The sequence below is a fragment of the Methanomicrobia archaeon genome (assembly GCA_016930255.1).
Taxonomy (GTDB): Archaea; Halobacteriota; Syntropharchaeia; order Alkanophagales; family Methanospirareceae; genus JACGMN01.
Map to the genome: position 1 here is coordinate 1 of JAFGHB010000062.1, position 13,395 is coordinate 13,395.

15 protein-coding genes and 1 pseudogene are annotated in these 13,395 nt (G+C 50.3%); 9 read left to right on the plus strand and 7 right to left on the minus strand.

All coding sequences use genetic code 11. The features are described from left to right. Positions 1–253 (plus strand): annotated as a pseudogene (locus tag JW878_08480) (IS1 family transposase). Positions 254–607: 354 nt separating this feature from the next. On the opposite strand, the gene JW878_08485 reads toward JW878_08480, so the two are convergent. The 4 genes from JW878_08485 to JW878_08500 all read right to left on the minus strand — a co-directional run bounded on the left by JW878_08485 (position 608) and on the right by JW878_08500 (position 3,570). Then, positions 608–799, minus strand: coding sequence for a DUF4177 domain-containing protein (locus JW878_08485; protein MBN1763092.1), 192 nt, complete (start codon positions 797–799; stop codon positions 608–610). Between the two features lie 32 nt (positions 800–831). Further along, complete coding sequence (locus JW878_08490) at positions 832–1,950, minus strand: DNA primase large subunit PriL (protein ID MBN1763093.1); 1,119 nt, start codon at positions 1,948–1,950, stop codon at positions 832–834. 54 nt (positions 1,951–2,004) lie between these two features. After that, on the minus strand, positions 2,005–2,757 hold the full coding sequence (locus JW878_08495) for a DNA polymerase sliding clamp (protein MBN1763094.1): 753 nt from the start codon (positions 2,755–2,757) through the stop codon (positions 2,005–2,007). A 129-nt stretch (positions 2,758–2,886) separates the two neighbouring features. Further along, a complete protein-coding gene (locus tag JW878_08500; protein MBN1763095.1) occupies positions 2,887–3,570 on the minus strand; it encodes a queuosine precursor transporter in 684 nt (227 codons plus the stop codon). Between the two features lie 292 nt (positions 3,571–3,862). Between JW878_08500 and JW878_08505 the strand changes: the two genes are divergently transcribed. From JW878_08505 to JW878_08525, 5 genes are all read left to right on the plus strand, one after another. Then, a complete protein-coding gene (locus tag JW878_08505; GenBank protein ID MBN1763096.1) occupies positions 3,863–5,218 on the plus strand; it encodes a pyridoxal phosphate-dependent aminotransferase in 1,356 nt (451 codons plus the stop codon). 71 nt (positions 5,219–5,289) lie between these two features. Next, positions 5,290–5,517, plus strand: coding sequence for a hypothetical protein (locus JW878_08510; GenBank protein MBN1763097.1), 228 nt, complete (start codon positions 5,290–5,292; stop codon positions 5,515–5,517). A gap of 184 nt (positions 5,518–5,701) precedes the next feature. Then, positions 5,702–7,126: a hypothetical protein gene (locus JW878_08515; protein ID MBN1763098.1), complete on the plus strand. Its 1,425-nt coding sequence runs from the start codon at positions 5,702–5,704 to the stop codon at positions 7,124–7,126. 85 nt (positions 7,127–7,211) lie between these two features. Next, entirely contained in the window at positions 7,212–7,889 is a 678-nt protein-coding gene (locus JW878_08520) for a DUF554 domain-containing protein (GenBank protein MBN1763099.1), read from the plus strand. A gap of 46 nt (positions 7,890–7,935) precedes the next feature. Continuing rightward, a complete protein-coding gene (locus JW878_08525) occupies positions 7,936–8,502 on the plus strand; it encodes an isoprenylcysteine carboxylmethyltransferase family protein (protein ID MBN1763100.1) in 567 nt (188 codons plus the stop codon). 12 nt (positions 8,503–8,514) lie between these two features. Here the strand turns inward: JW878_08525 and JW878_08530 are convergent, their stop codons facing one another. From JW878_08530 to JW878_08540, 3 genes are read right to left on the minus strand one after another with little or no spacing between them, the layout of a single operon-like run. Continuing rightward, positions 8,515–8,715: a helix-turn-helix transcriptional regulator gene (locus JW878_08530; protein ID MBN1763101.1), complete on the minus strand. Its 201-nt coding sequence runs from the start codon at positions 8,713–8,715 to the stop codon at positions 8,515–8,517. 9 nt (positions 8,716–8,724) lie between these two features. Beyond that, positions 8,725–9,111, minus strand: coding sequence for a DUF2178 domain-containing protein (locus JW878_08535; GenBank protein ID MBN1763102.1), 387 nt, complete (start codon positions 9,109–9,111; stop codon positions 8,725–8,727). Positions 9,112–9,122: 11 nt separating this feature from the next. Beyond that, positions 9,123–9,413: a hypothetical protein gene (locus JW878_08540; protein ID MBN1763103.1), complete on the minus strand. Its 291-nt coding sequence runs from the start codon at positions 9,411–9,413 to the stop codon at positions 9,123–9,125. A gap of 285 nt (positions 9,414–9,698) precedes the next feature. On the opposite strand from JW878_08540, the gene JW878_08545 reads away from it, so the two are divergent. From JW878_08545 to JW878_08555, 3 genes are all read left to right on the plus strand, one after another. Beyond that, on the plus strand, positions 9,699–10,568 hold the full coding sequence (locus tag JW878_08545; GenBank protein MBN1763104.1) for a GNAT family N-acetyltransferase: 870 nt from the start codon (positions 9,699–9,701) through the stop codon (positions 10,566–10,568). A gap of 223 nt (positions 10,569–10,791) precedes the next feature. Beyond that, complete coding sequence (locus JW878_08550; GenBank protein MBN1763105.1) at positions 10,792–12,090, plus strand: bifunctional hexulose-6-phosphate synthase/ribonuclease regulator; 1,299 nt, start codon at positions 10,792–10,794, stop codon at positions 12,088–12,090. Positions 12,091–12,456: 366 nt separating this feature from the next. Then, positions 12,457–13,230 carry a hypothetical protein gene (locus JW878_08555; protein ID MBN1763106.1) on the plus strand — a complete coding sequence of 258 codons (774 nt, stop codon included), beginning with the start codon at positions 12,457–12,459 and terminating at the stop codon, positions 13,228–13,230. The last annotated feature ends 165 nt before the right edge of the window (positions 13,231–13,395 follow it).

Below are 13,395 nucleotides of genomic sequence, written 5' to 3' on the forward strand. Positions count from 1 at the left end.
TGAGACACGGCATTTCGAGGTTGGTCAGGAGAAGGTTGTGCTTCTTCAAGTGCAAAGAAAAGAGATGTTGGACAACCATTTAGACGTGTATCAGTGCTATAACAACCTGATCAGGGTTAATTCCGCGTTGATGATAAAAACGGAGAAGGGGGAGAAGAACATCGAAAGAACACCCTGCATGGCTGAGGGCATTACCGATCACGTTTGGACATGGAAGGAATTGTTGATGCTCAAGGTAAGACACGTAATTTAGGACACTACCATATATTGAGCGCAAACTTTTAGTAGTTCCCGTCTACGTAATTCATTCGTAGTGTTACATATTTCTGTTTCTACGGACGGGTTTACAAAAAAATTGATTTCATCTTCCTCTGAGCATAAATTTAATATTTTACCAAGATACCTTCTGTCTTCTTCATATTTTGCATCTGATTCGCGCTTATCAAGATATAGAATGCGATTTATTATGCAAGTATCAAAAAATATATTTAATTTTCCCATTCGTTACCCCTCGACATTTTATCTTCACCCTTCCACCACCTCTATCACCTCCGTTAGCCCGTACAACTCCTACCACCAGTATATCTGCGCATTAACAATTTCATTCTTACCCCTTCTCTTCTTTCTTTTCAAAAACGCAAATGAACCCCAACTCACCGCATAACGCGGTCTCGCGCAACCGCCAGCCGTTTGCTGCATACGCATTCAAAGTCTCTTCGAGCTTCGCTTTATCTACCCCTGTTCCGACTCTTAACTCCCCTATCGGGAAGAACTCCACTCTGTAGTTATACTCTTTCATTTTTTTCCCTTTCACCCCCTCTTTTTTTACCTTTATGCTTTCTCTTCTTCTTTCGGTTCTTTTTTCTGCTTCTGCTGCAACCTCCGTTTGTAATAACTCAATGGATGACCAATCTTCTCACAGAGGTCATCGCTATCAACGCAGTTTCCGTACGTTCGCATGGTCCCGCAGGACGGCGCGGTGTACTTGGTACTGCCCGATTCGCCTGAGATATGCACCACCTGGTACCGTGTTCGTTCCTCGTCGAAATCCGGCGAGTTCTTGTAAATCGCGATTATCTCGTCCACCGTCAACCCGAGATTACGCAGAAACGCCGTCACCGCGAATCGTGCGGTGTGCGGCACGTTAACGCCGTCCCGTAGATTGCTCAGAATCGCCGTGATGCAGGGCGGGAAGCAGCTCGGATCCTTCACCCGGAAGCCCGCACACGACTCGAACCCGCTGTCGCCGAACTTCTTGCGCCGCTCCTCCAGCTCCGCTTCTATATCCGTAGTGTATTTCCGGATCGAGTCGCAGAGTGTTTCGGGCACCTCCAGCGGCAGATCCTTCTTTATGCGCTCGTAGATCGCTTCCTGAATAATCCTGAGAAATTCGCTCTTCCTCAGGCTTACCTGGCCCTGCTCCATTCTGCGATTCACTAACTTCCAGCGTTTATCGCGGAGATTCGCCGTGTACCGCAGGTACTCAACGAACGGCAGGTGCACCTGCAGGTGCTCCTGCGGCACGCTTGACAGATCTACGTGTAGCTCGAACTCACGTGCCATTTCGTAAATAATATCGGTTGCCGTAGTGGTGCCGGCCTCCTCTAACAGCTTGTTGTACGCCGATTTCGCCTCCGACAAAGCATATCTCCGCACGAGGTGCGCATTGCCGATACAGGAGACCAGAATACGGGCAAAGGGATACGACAGCAATTCCATCTCTGCCTGTGCCGTATGCATGATCGCGGGCTTGCTGACCGTGCCGCTTCGTATCGCCTCGCGAACTCGCTCTTTACCGCGAACTCGCGCACGTTCAAACGCAGCCGATTGTAGTAAGTCGTCCAGTGTCACGCCAGACGCTTCTACATAGCTCGATGCTGCAGCCAGAAAAGGATAAAAACTCAACCGTACTCCTTCTTCTAACTCTAATTCTAAAGCTCCTTCCTCCATCCATCATTTCATGACGGGCTCGCGCGCAAAACCCGTCTGCCCTCTATCGATTGCTTACTCAGACTCGATCCGTGGCGCTAGCAGATAACTGACCTTACCCTTGCCGTCTGCCACCTCAAAATCGACCTGTAACGGATAATCCTTGCCAAGGTTGAGCGTTATGTTGTCCGCATGGCTCATGCCCTTGGTCATTGCCGCAACGTAGTCCAGCGAATACAGCGAATGGAGCGTCCCCGGAGTCATATGAATCAACTGCTCCTTTCTCAAGCCTAATCGCAGCTTGTCCATCTCGCCCTCGACCTCCATGTAGAACTCCTCGCCGTCAACGCCGAGCACGATATGGTCCCCGATCTTCTCCGCAGCCCGTATCGTCCTTCTGAATTCCTCCAGCTCGATAGTTACCTGCACGGGGAACTCAAGCTCCGGAACCTTCGGCTCTTTCCGTAACGAAGCGGGATCGAGCAAGGAAACGGTATACGCAAGGCTGCCCATCGTCGTGAACAATTTCTGCACCTGCTCGTCCAATTTCAAAGTGACCTCTTCCCGACCTCCGATTCCGAGTATGTCATGTAGCTTAACAAAGTCAATGCCCGTCTCTATAGCCTCCGCATCCCCCTCCTTCTCAAATCGAAAATCATCAAAAGCATCGCGTTGCAAATCAAACGAGATCATTGCCACATTTGCGGGGTCTACAGCTCGAAGTGTAAAACCTTCCTTCGTTATTCGTAACTTTCCTTCATCCACTACCGCGGTAATTGACTCTATACTCTCTCTTAATACGGCTGCATCTATCTTAGCCTCAAACATCTCTCTTTGTTCCTCCTATGGCTTGGTATACTATTGCCTTGCTTCTATTTAAACTATCCGGTCGGTGCACTCTACCTCCAGCACATAGCGGGATCGCACAGTTCCTCCAGATCCTGCGTCCGACGTTAGTTAAAGCGGCGCAGAAGAAAACGTTCTCCGTGCCCACCGCACGCCGTAGATGAACGGAGTATCCAGCGCTGCGATGAGTAATTTCACGATGTACTGGCCGATGATCATTGGAACGACGGGCAGCACGCCGTAGAACGCTATGGTGATGAAGATCACGGTATCCAGGGCTTGCGAGGTCATCGTTGAGACATTGTTCCTCAGCCAGAGATGTCTGCCATCAGTCATCTCCTTGAGTTTATGAAATACGCGCACGTCCCAGTTCTGTGAGACTACGTAGGCCACCAGACTGCCCAAAACGATCCTCTCGGTCAATTGTAAAGTGGTCTGAAACGCCGCTTGGCCGGTCCAAAAAGGTGCTGGCGGCCACGCTATTGCTATTTTCACCGCCAACACGAGTAAAATCGACGCGAGGAATCCGCCCCAAACCGCTTCTAACGCCTTCTTCTTACCGTAAAACTCGCATAAAATGTCCGTTACGAGAAAGCTCGTTGCATATACAATCACTCCAGCCGGCAGGGTGAACGTCCCGAATAGTACGATCTTGTTCGCCAGAATTTGAGCCATGACGACCAGCCCCACGAAGATCCCAATAGTCAAGCCGGTGCCGTATTTCTCGCCGAGCGCCGCGATTATACTCGCGCCTGCTAACGTCAAAACGATCCATATCAAAATGAATTCGATCATCTAGTTCCTAGTCCTCCGCACGTTCAGTCTCACCCACCGAGCTGCGATCCGCTTTTTCCTCGCTACGCTTACGAGAGCACCTTATCTCAGGCATAACAAACATACTAATCTATCTTTGTATCCTAAAAAACAATTTTGACTAATAATAGGCCTAATCCCCACGAGCACCTTTGAATACCGTGAAGTGCGAGATCTGCTTTATCATGAATCACGCTCCGCAATTCCCCTCCGTTGCGAAGAACGAAACTGCACAATTTTTATTACGAGCTGCGCCTGTTCTTAATGTAATGCTATGACACTCACGGATTTCGTCCTATCGGACTACGGGAACGCATCGAGCACACCATCGCCGGTAAATCAGATGATGGCAGCATTTGCCGCGGACTTCCGGCCCGATAAGGATATCAATTTGGGCGTCGGCTATGTGAACGAGAGAACGATCCCGCACGACCGCATTGAAGAGGCTCTGCACGCGGTACTTGCAGCTCCCGAGAAATACAAAGTCCCACTCAATTACGGCGGCTCACAGGGCTCTCAGAATCTGATCGAGTCGATCGAGCGGTTCCACGTAGAACACGGTATCGGCGGGCTCACACAGGAGATAGTGGCTCGTAACGAGATTATCATTGGGCCGAACGGGGCAACGAGCATCCTCGAAGGAATTGCGCAGGTCTTACAGCCAGGAATCGTCATCACCTCCGACCCGATGTACTATATCTATTGCCATTTCCTCGAACGGCAAGGATTTGATGTGGTAACGGTACCCGAAGATGAGAACGGAATACGCATCGATATCTTGCGCGAGAAACTCGACGCATTGGGCCCCCGGAGAACTGAGCTTGCGTTCTTTTACGTCGTGACCATCAACAACCCGACGAGTACGATCCTCTCGAACGCCCGAAGAGCGGAATTAGTGCGGATTGTGACCGACGTATCTGTGGAGCAGGGCAGAAAAATCCCGCTATTCTTCGATAAGGCCTACGAGAGTCTGGTGCATGACCCGGCCGTGCCGCCACTGGAATCCGGCTTCCTGTACGATACTGCGGGCCTCGTCTATGAGATCGGAACGTTGTCGAAGATACTCGCACCAGCCTTGCGAATTGGCTACATGATGGGCAACGACGGGCCGTTCTTACAGGCGTTGATACAAAAGACGAGCGATGTCGGATTCAGCGCTCCGTTGATCACCCAGGAGATTGCGAGTTACCTCCTGGACCATCACGTCCAGGGCCAAATAGCGGCGGTGAATCAGGGCTACCGGCAAAAAGCACGGGCAGTCAAAGGCTGGATAGACGAGTGCTTAGGCGATGGTATAGTAGCATGCAGCGGCGGCAAAGCGGGTTTCTACTTCTATTTAACCTTTGATGATATTCAAACAACAGAAGATTCCGCGTTCTTTAAATACCTCTCACGAACGACAGGCGACGTGGCTATCGACGGGCCTGAAGAGGATAAGAATCCGCGCGTGATCTATGTGCCGGGTGAATTTTGTGTGCATCCACGCGGTGATCTCGTTGAAGTTGGCAAACGTCAGTTGCGACTATCGTACGGCTTTGAAGAGCTCGATCGTATTCATGAAGCGATTAGAGTGATGCGGGAAGCGGCAGCGTACGCGCGACGCAAGTCTCAGGTATTCACGCCGCTGTGAGCCAACATCAATGAAAGTAAAGTACGATAACTGTATGAACGTAAACCTGACAAGGTGTGTCCGATCGAGTCATGAGTAGAAACAGGCCAAAGCGAACGAAACGGCAAGAGCACAAGAAGGATGTGCAGAAGAAGCAGGCGTTAGAGCGAGAATTAGAACGCATTATCGATTCTGCTGATAATGCACAGCGAGAGAGGATAACGAAGATCTTAGCAGACGAGGAACTCGTAGAAATACGCCCTGAGGGTCTGGTGACAAAGGGCAAGGACGGTAAAACGCGAGTTCACTTCTGGCGTTGAGATAAAATGCAGAGCGAATGGGTTTTTGATCATTTGCATTAAAAGACAGTAAAATAAACGGAAGTCACGGATAGAAAGTTTTTTAAACTGAAGAGATAAATTTGCGTTTTAGCAAGTCAATATCTCTTACGTCACCATAAAAGATGCGGTGATCGGGATAACAGATGGAGGTAATACACAAAAAATGGCGGTAAAAGGAGAAAAAGCTATAATAAGCGTTGCATGTGCCGTGATTATGCTCGTTTCGAGCTTTGCTCTGGCGTTACCAATCGGAACGACGGAAAGCGTTTTAGCTGCAAGCATATCTCCCGGCTCGGCTGCGGTAGGGCACGATTTTGACATCAACGGTACTGCCTATACCCCAGACGTAGGCATAGTAATTGTCTCTCCGAACGGCGAGAACGGCGATAAAATCGATGGCTCGGGTAAAGGGGTGTATTACACCTCCGTATCTTTTTCTGGAGTTGCCTTCTCGAAAAAGATTACCGTCGGTTCAGACATCGACACCGGAAGTTATCTGGTTGCCGTCCTCAGCCCCGGACGTGATGGTTACTATGAACTGGGAAACGGTGCTGACGTTGATAGCTTTTTTGAGGCGTTTGAGGAGCAGTACGTGATCACGGGTAAATCCCAAGCACAGGTTCTTGAATTACTAAAGGATGCGATATCAGTACCAGGAAGTGATGACCTCATGCAGGTAGGTTATGTGGCGGTAACGACAGTGCCAGTCACCGGGGAAGAAGAAACGATTCCGCTTTATCTTCCTTATGAGAGTAGTCTGTTTTCCTATCCCAGTTCTGGCTCTTACGTTATCGGCAGGTCGTGGAACAATAATCTCAGCGATGATCCGGATATGAACTGCGTAATAGTGAGACTATCCAGCACTGAAGAGATTATTTGCAACGGCGGATATTTCCTCAAGCATGATAGAAAAACAAGGGCTGATAGCTGGTCAGAAGTGGACGGTTTTGTGCCTATAAACGCACCTATTTACAATTATACGGCAATAATAACAGGCTCCCGAGTCAGGGAAGAAGGTACCATTACGATAACAACCACAAAAGTCTCAGACAGGCAAGAACCAGTCGTTCCCAACGAGACAAAATTGATCTTTCCCTTTTTCTTATCATACTCTTTACAGGACGCTTCCAAGAACACCATCTCATACACGGAGGACGAGGTGACTTTTGTTGGCACCAATGTTGAATTTGAGAATGATAAGTTGCATAGTGAGTATACTCTGGATAAAAATAACTTAAGTGCTTGGTATGTAGATGAGAACGGCATAACTCAAAGAACGACCAACGTTGAAGTTGAAGTCTCCAATGACATCCGCTCGGCAAAAATTGTAGTCGCTCCGAATGTGGCGCCTACGGACGTGCCTACAGCAACGCCAACGGCTGAAGAAGAAGGTGAGGGTCTTCCCGAAACACCATCATCAACAGCGGATACCACTCCTGTGGTGACGGAACCGACCTCGAGCCCGACGATAGCGCCGGCAGAAGGCGAAGAAGAGAAAGGAACAGAGTATCCCGTACCGGGATTCGAAGCTGTCTTCGCAATTGCGGGATTAGCAGCAGCAGGAGCATACCTTTTGAGAAAAAAGTGAGCAACACGAGGGTTGCTACAAGGGTCACTAGTATCCCGCGTTAGGAGCAAACAGCTTTTTATACGACTACCGTTACGTACTCTTTATGTTGGGCACCTACGTGAACGTCGTTGCCGTGATTATCGGGAGCATCATAGGCGTGCTCCTGCACCAGCGATTCCCTGAGAACCTCAAGAAGATAGGCTTCCAGGCGATCGGGCTCTGTGTCTTGTTCCTCGGCATCAGCATGGCGTTGAAGACCGAGAATTTCCTCATTCTTATCCTCAGCATGCTCATCGGCGCACTCATTGGTGAAGCACTGCATCTTGACCGGCATATCGATCGATTCGGTGCATTTTTAAAGGCACACATCGGCTCAACCAACGAGCAGTTCTCCGAAGGGCTGGTTACTGCCTTCCTCATTTACTGTACGGGCGCCATGACCGTTATCGGCGCGATTGAAGACGGACTCAATAGCGATCCGTCGATCTTATTCGCGAAATCGTTGATGGATGGCTGCGCGTCCATCGCACTCGCATCCACCTTTGGGATCGGTGTACTCTTCTCAGCCATCCCGTTATTTATCTTCCAAGGCGGCATTACGCTTCTCGCAGCCTCCTCAAAGGCGTTTTTTACCGAAACGCTCATCACCGAGCTGAGCGCCGTTGGCGGCGTCATACTAATGGGCCTGAGCATCCAGCTGCTGGATCTGAAAGAGATAAAGGTGGTTAATTTGTTGCCGGCGCTCATCGTCGTGATCGTTCTTGTTCGTTTATTCGTGTAGACGCGCAGTGTGCTCGCGCGGTAACCCATGAGAAAAGGTGAAAATGATGTATCGGTATATACTCTCTGTCGGTATTTGCGCGGTCATCTGGCTTGTTAACGGCAGGTGGATCATCCAAGCAGTTCGAGAACGGGTAACCAGCGAGAGTTATATGCATTTTGGTTTGGGTATCTTTTTCACGTTGTTAACGCTCGAACTAATGCTTGGTAATGCGGGCGCGTGGATGCGCTTCGACAATTGGTGGTTGGAAATCTTCGGGTGCCTTTTGTTTATCCCGTCGGGTATTCTCGTCTTCGGCGCGATGCGCGAACTGAAGCGCAAAGGCAAATCGGAAACAGGAGACTTTACCGCTACGTCTGCGTTAATCGATACGGGCATGTACGGCGTTATCCGTGAACCCATGACGTTAGGCATGGCAATCTGGTCGATTGCACTCATAATCCTTTTCCAGTCGCTGGTTTCTTTAGTGTTAGGTGCAGTCTCGTTTCTCTGTTTCTGGATGTCTGCTCGCACTGAGGACGAATACAACATCCGCAAATTCGGCGACGCGTACAAAGAATACAGCCGTAGAGTGCCGCTGTGGAATGTCTTCAAAGGATTGAGAAACGCTTAAAATCTTACTTAATCACTCATCTCCCTCGAAAATGAACAACTCCTCAATGGTCGTTTGCAGCACCGTTGCGATATTATGAGCCAGCTTGAGCGAAGGGTTGTACTTTCCCTTCTCCAGAAAGACAATAGTCTCCCGTCGGACGCCCACCCGGTTTGCAAGCTCCTCCTGGGTTAAATCGTACCGGGCCCGGAATTCCTTTATCCTCGTTCTCATTCGGTATTTCTACTCCACGCCTTTCCTCCCGTAGTACGAGTAAAAGCTAAGATGCAAGATGAGCAACGCGCACACCAAGAACGCCAGTGTAAGGCCGATTTCTTTTAAAACCGGCGAGCCACTTTTACTCAGTGCGATGAACACGGCACCAAGTACTGCCATTGGCAAGAGCGAGACCCGCAACGTCATATAGGACGCCTTTTCATTTAGCCGATGGATCAACTCATCCTCCATCACCTCGGTAACCCTGCTCTTGCAGAGCTGCATCAGGACCAACCCAATAGCCACTACAGCTATCGGCACGAAGAACTCACCCTCGGCTACGGACCAGCTAGTCACAATTCCTATTACTATGCCTATAAACATTTTGCACAGCCTGAATTGTTTTATATTCATTTTATATTCCCCTATTCCACGTCTCCTTTCCTGTTAAGGTACCAGCGGAATACGCTCATCGTGAGCAGCATCACGAGCAGCGTCGTCCCAAGTGCCTGCATCACCGTCAGTTTGACCACCGCGAGGTTATCGACCCAGAAGAGCAGTGTGATGAACACGAGCGTCAGCAGCCACGAATACGTCGCGGCGTACGCCCCAAGCTTCTTTGTTCGCTCGTCGCTCTCCGGAACGTCGGCCGGTCGCTTCCACCTCGCGAACCAGATGAGGAGCACCACGGTAATCATGCTGATCACTGTAGACACACTCCGGGTGTTCACGCCGCGCCATAGAATCAGTAGCATGAGTGCTACCAGTACAGCTACTTTCGCGATCGGCCACCAAGCCTTCGTTCGCTTCTTCATCTTTTCTTCTTCACCTCTTTCTTATCACCCCACTTAGTAGTTATTTCTAACATTATGTTAGATATATATAACATCAGTATAAAAAGAGTTTCGGTTTTTTGGGTGTTTGCAATAATACGATCGGATGCAAAAGAGCGTTTAATATGTCAGGCCTCCCAACGATATGAGTAATAGAGAGGAAAGAAGATGCACCAGGGAATTGATAACCAATCGCTACTCGACAGACTTCGAATTCGCCGAATGAGAAGGGATGAGGTCAAGTTTGCTATCGATTTAGCGGCAGGAGAGGGCTGGAATCCGGGCATTCATGATGGCGCGTGCTTCTATGCTACGGATCCGAACGGGTTCTTCGTTGCCGAGCTGGATGGCGAGTTCGTGGGGTGTATTTCGGCTGTATCCTACGGTGATTCATTCGGATTCGTGGGCTTGTTCATCGTTAAACCTGAATACCGTGGCATGGGGATTGGCGCTTGGTTAGGGAAGAAAGGGCTGGCATACCTGGCGGACCACAACATTGGTTTGGACGGTGTGGTGGAGCGGCAACCGAACTATCAAAGATATGGCTTCCATACGGCGTACCGCAACTTACGCTATGAGGGTGTAGGCGGCGGTGGGAGCATGCCGGACGGTGTCGTAACGATAGCCGAGGTGCGATTCGAAGATCTGCTCGAATATGACGCTCAAATGTTTCCCGTGCCGAGACCGCAGTTTCTCAGCTGCTGGATCGACCAGCCAGAGGGTGTAGCATTGGCGGTAGTAGAGGACGACGGTCTGGCGGGCTACGGAGTTATCCGCAAGTGCCGGATTGGATACAAAATCGGGCCGCTCTTCGCAAACAATACGCAGATCGCAGAGACTCTTTTTGTTGCGCTACGGAGCACCGTGCCCGGTGAACCGATCTTTCTGGACACACCAGAAGTCAACCCGGCGGCGATAGATTTGGCAGAACGGCATCATATGAACGTGATGTCCGAGACTGTGCGCATGTACTCCAAAGAGGCGCCGGCTTTACCGTTGAACTGCGTCTTTGGCGTGACCTCGTTCGAGCTGGGCTAACTGTACTGGCTTGGAATGGGTTTTACGTACTGATCCGATGATTCTGGCCCGTCACGCTCGCGCTCGCAGCCGCACGAGTTGCATGCATGATATGATAGCTTCTTCACGTTTCATTGGCTATTCTGTATTGATTAATGCTCTCGCATTAATGGATTGGTAACGTAAGCGATGAAACGCGAGCCTGTATGTATGGTGAAAGGGGAGGAACAGGATCATGAAGGAAATGAGTGAGCGAAAAATACTGCAAGTTGCGCTTGACGTGCTCGAATTGGATAGAGCGGTGGAGATCGGACGGGAGTGCGTAGCAGGCGGCGCAGACTGGTTAGAGGCAGGCACGCCGTTGATAAAGAGTGAAGGTATGCATGCGATACGGACATTGCGCGAGACGTTCCCTGATGTGAGCATCGTTGCCGATATGAAGACAATGGACACCGGTGCGATAGAAGTGGAGATGGCGGCGAAATCGGGTGCGTCGGTGGTTTCTATCCTCGCTACTGCGGATAATGCCACGATCGAGGATGCCTTGCGCTCTGCGCGGAAATACGGTGTGGCGGTTATGGTGGACATACTGAACGCTGAGGACCCCGTAGGGCGAGCGAAGGAACTGGAAGAGCTGGGTGTGGATTACATCTGCGTTCATGTGGGAATAGACCAGCAGATGAGAGGAATGAATACGTTAACGCTCTTAGAGAAAGTATCCGCGGTGATAGCGACACCTTTAGCAGTTGGCGGCGGCATAGATGCGGAAATCGCTGCGGAAGCGGTCACTTTAGGTGCTGACGTGGTTATTGTAGGCGGGAACATAATCAGAACTGCAAAGGTGGAGGAGTCAACGCGGAAGATACGGAAAAGCATGGATCTCCGTATGGTCGGAAAAGAAAAGGGCGCACGAACGAAGAAGGCGCTGGATGAAGAGATCTTCGAGCTGTTCATGCAGGTCTCCACACCGAACATCTCGGATGCCATGCACCGGAAAGGAGTGATGCACGGTATAAGACCGCTCTTCGAGGATATCAAGCTGGTGGGCAAGGCAGTTACCGTCCAGACGTTCGAGGGCGACTGGGCAAAGCCGGTCGAGGCAACGGATGTGGCAAAGGCCGGTGAGGTAATCGTCGTTTACGCGGGGTCGAAAGACATCGCGCCCTGGGGCGAACTCGCCTCGTGGAGTTGTAAGCAGAAGGGCATTGCGGGTATCGTTATTGACGGTGCCGTGCGCGATGTGGACGAGATACGACGAATCCGGTTCCCCGTTTTCGCGAAGTACATCGTGCCGCATGCCGGCGAGCCGAAAGGGTTTGGCGAAATCAATACGGAGATCAGGTGCGGTGGCGAGGAAGTGAACCCCGGCGATTGGATCATCGGCGATGACAACGGTGTGGTGGTCGTGCCGAAGGAGCGCGCATACGAGATCGCACGGCGTGCGAAGGAAGTGTGGAAGAACGAGGAGCGCGTGAGAGAGGAGATAAAGCGTGGGAAGACGCTTTCGCAGTTGCTCGATTTGTATATGTGGGAGAAGAAGTAAATCTCCGATAATTAAAATTGGCACTTCTCCCCATTTAGGAAGATCAACAGAAAGATCTTCAGCTTGGTCTATTCTAAGCAGGGAATTCAAAGCCCTCTGTCATGCCGTGTATTTTGTGAACTTGTTGCAAAAACGCTATCACTGCGTACGCGCTATGAACAAAGCGAAAGTTTAACATTATAGCAACCATGTAGAAATAGCAGCGAGAAGTGTGTCTGTCATGCTAGGGCAAACGAAGATAGAAGGAGCTTGTGACGTCTTTATGGCTGCTGTGGATGAGAAGAACGGACTGTTTGCGTTCGTATGACGAAAGAAGCGACGTGGCATCTATCTCGCTAACTAGGAACCTGAGGGGGTCTGAATAGGATGACATTAATGAAACTTGACGCTACGGAGGTTTTGAGTGAATTCGAAGCTGTAAAGAGCCAGGCAAAGCAACTGCGACAAAATGTAACGGATTCTTTATTTGGCTCGAGCGACGAGCTGGAGAATCTGGTTGAAGCATACAAGGACGCGAAGCTACATTTCGGGCGGATAACGACCGAGCAGAACCTCGGCGTTTACCTCCGGGACATAGAGATGAAAGGGCGAGATTATTCGGCGGCGTATAAACAGAAGGCGTTATCGCGCGAGCTCGATACCGAATGCGACAAGGCCATTACCGCTTTAAAAAGTCTGGCACCTGCATCGTCGAAGGGCGATTTCGAGATACTCACAACGCTCAAGCAGCAATTGGAAGAATTATACGGGGCGGTGCCTGATGCAAACTACGAAGTAAACGTAAACGAGGCGATAACCGCGTACGAAAGGGGCGCGTATCTTGCATCTGCATTGATTGCAAGTCGGGTCATTCTGTATGCCTCAGACCAGATTCGGGGAGAGTTCGCGGAGGATAAAGTGCAATTTCTGCACGATAAAGGGCTCGTCGAGGCTGATAAACGAGCTGCGCTCCGATCACTGATAAAAGCGAAGAGAACGGCGAAGAGAATCTTCTCGCGCGATATAACCGCATTCCCCTCAGCCGATGATGTCCTTGCGCTATTAAGCGATACCGTTAGGATGTTAGAACTGGTGAGCACCGTTTCGAAAGTCGAGGCCGCGAGTTCGGAAAAGGAAGAAAGCCCGGCCGTGACAGAATAATGGGAACTACCGCGTGAGTACATGGCCAAAAATGCACGCAGAAACACTCTACTCTACGAAGAGCAAGCAGCTATTTTCGGTGATGTCCTAACTTTCATGACTCACTTTGAACATCAATAATTCCTCCCATGTCCAAACGTGATCTGTAATGCCCTCAGCCATGCA

Coding starts and splice junctions, on each gene's coding strand:
- JW878_08485 (MBN1763092.1), bottom strand. CDS start 799: ATGAAAGAGTATAACTACAGAGTGGAGTTCTTCCCGATAGGGGAGTTA.
- JW878_08490 (MBN1763093.1), bottom strand. CDS start 1,950: ATGGAGGAAGGAGCTTTAGAATTAGAGTTAGAAGAAGGAGTACGGTTG.
- JW878_08495 (MBN1763094.1), bottom strand. CDS start 2,757: ATGTTTGAGGCTAAGATAGATGCAGCCGTATTAAGAGAGAGTATAGAG.
- JW878_08500 (MBN1763095.1), bottom strand. CDS start 3,570: ATGATCGAATTCATTTTGATATGGATCGTTTTGACGTTAGCAGGCGCG.
- JW878_08505 (MBN1763096.1), top strand. CDS start 3,863: ATGACACTCACGGATTTCGTCCTATCGGACTACGGGAACGCATCGAGC.
- JW878_08510 (MBN1763097.1), top strand. CDS start 5,290: ATGAGTAGAAACAGGCCAAAGCGAACGAAACGGCAAGAGCACAAGAAG.
- JW878_08515 (MBN1763098.1), top strand. CDS start 5,702: ATGGCGGTAAAAGGAGAAAAAGCTATAATAAGCGTTGCATGTGCCGTG.
- JW878_08520 (MBN1763099.1), top strand. CDS start 7,212: ATGTTGGGCACCTACGTGAACGTCGTTGCCGTGATTATCGGGAGCATC.
- JW878_08525 (MBN1763100.1), top strand. CDS start 7,936: ATGTATCGGTATATACTCTCTGTCGGTATTTGCGCGGTCATCTGGCTT.
- JW878_08530 (MBN1763101.1), bottom strand. CDS start 8,715: ATGAGAACGAGGATAAAGGAATTCCGGGCCCGGTACGATTTAACCCAG.
- JW878_08535 (MBN1763102.1), bottom strand. CDS start 9,111: ATGAATATAAAACAATTCAGGCTGTGCAAAATGTTTATAGGCATAGTA.
- JW878_08545 (MBN1763104.1), top strand. CDS start 9,699: ATGCACCAGGGAATTGATAACCAATCGCTACTCGACAGACTTCGAATT.
- JW878_08550 (MBN1763105.1), top strand. CDS start 10,792: ATGAGTGAGCGAAAAATACTGCAAGTTGCGCTTGACGTGCTCGAATTG.
- JW878_08555 (MBN1763106.1), top strand. CDS start 12,457: ATGACATTAATGAAACTTGACGCTACGGAGGTTTTGAGTGAATTCGAA.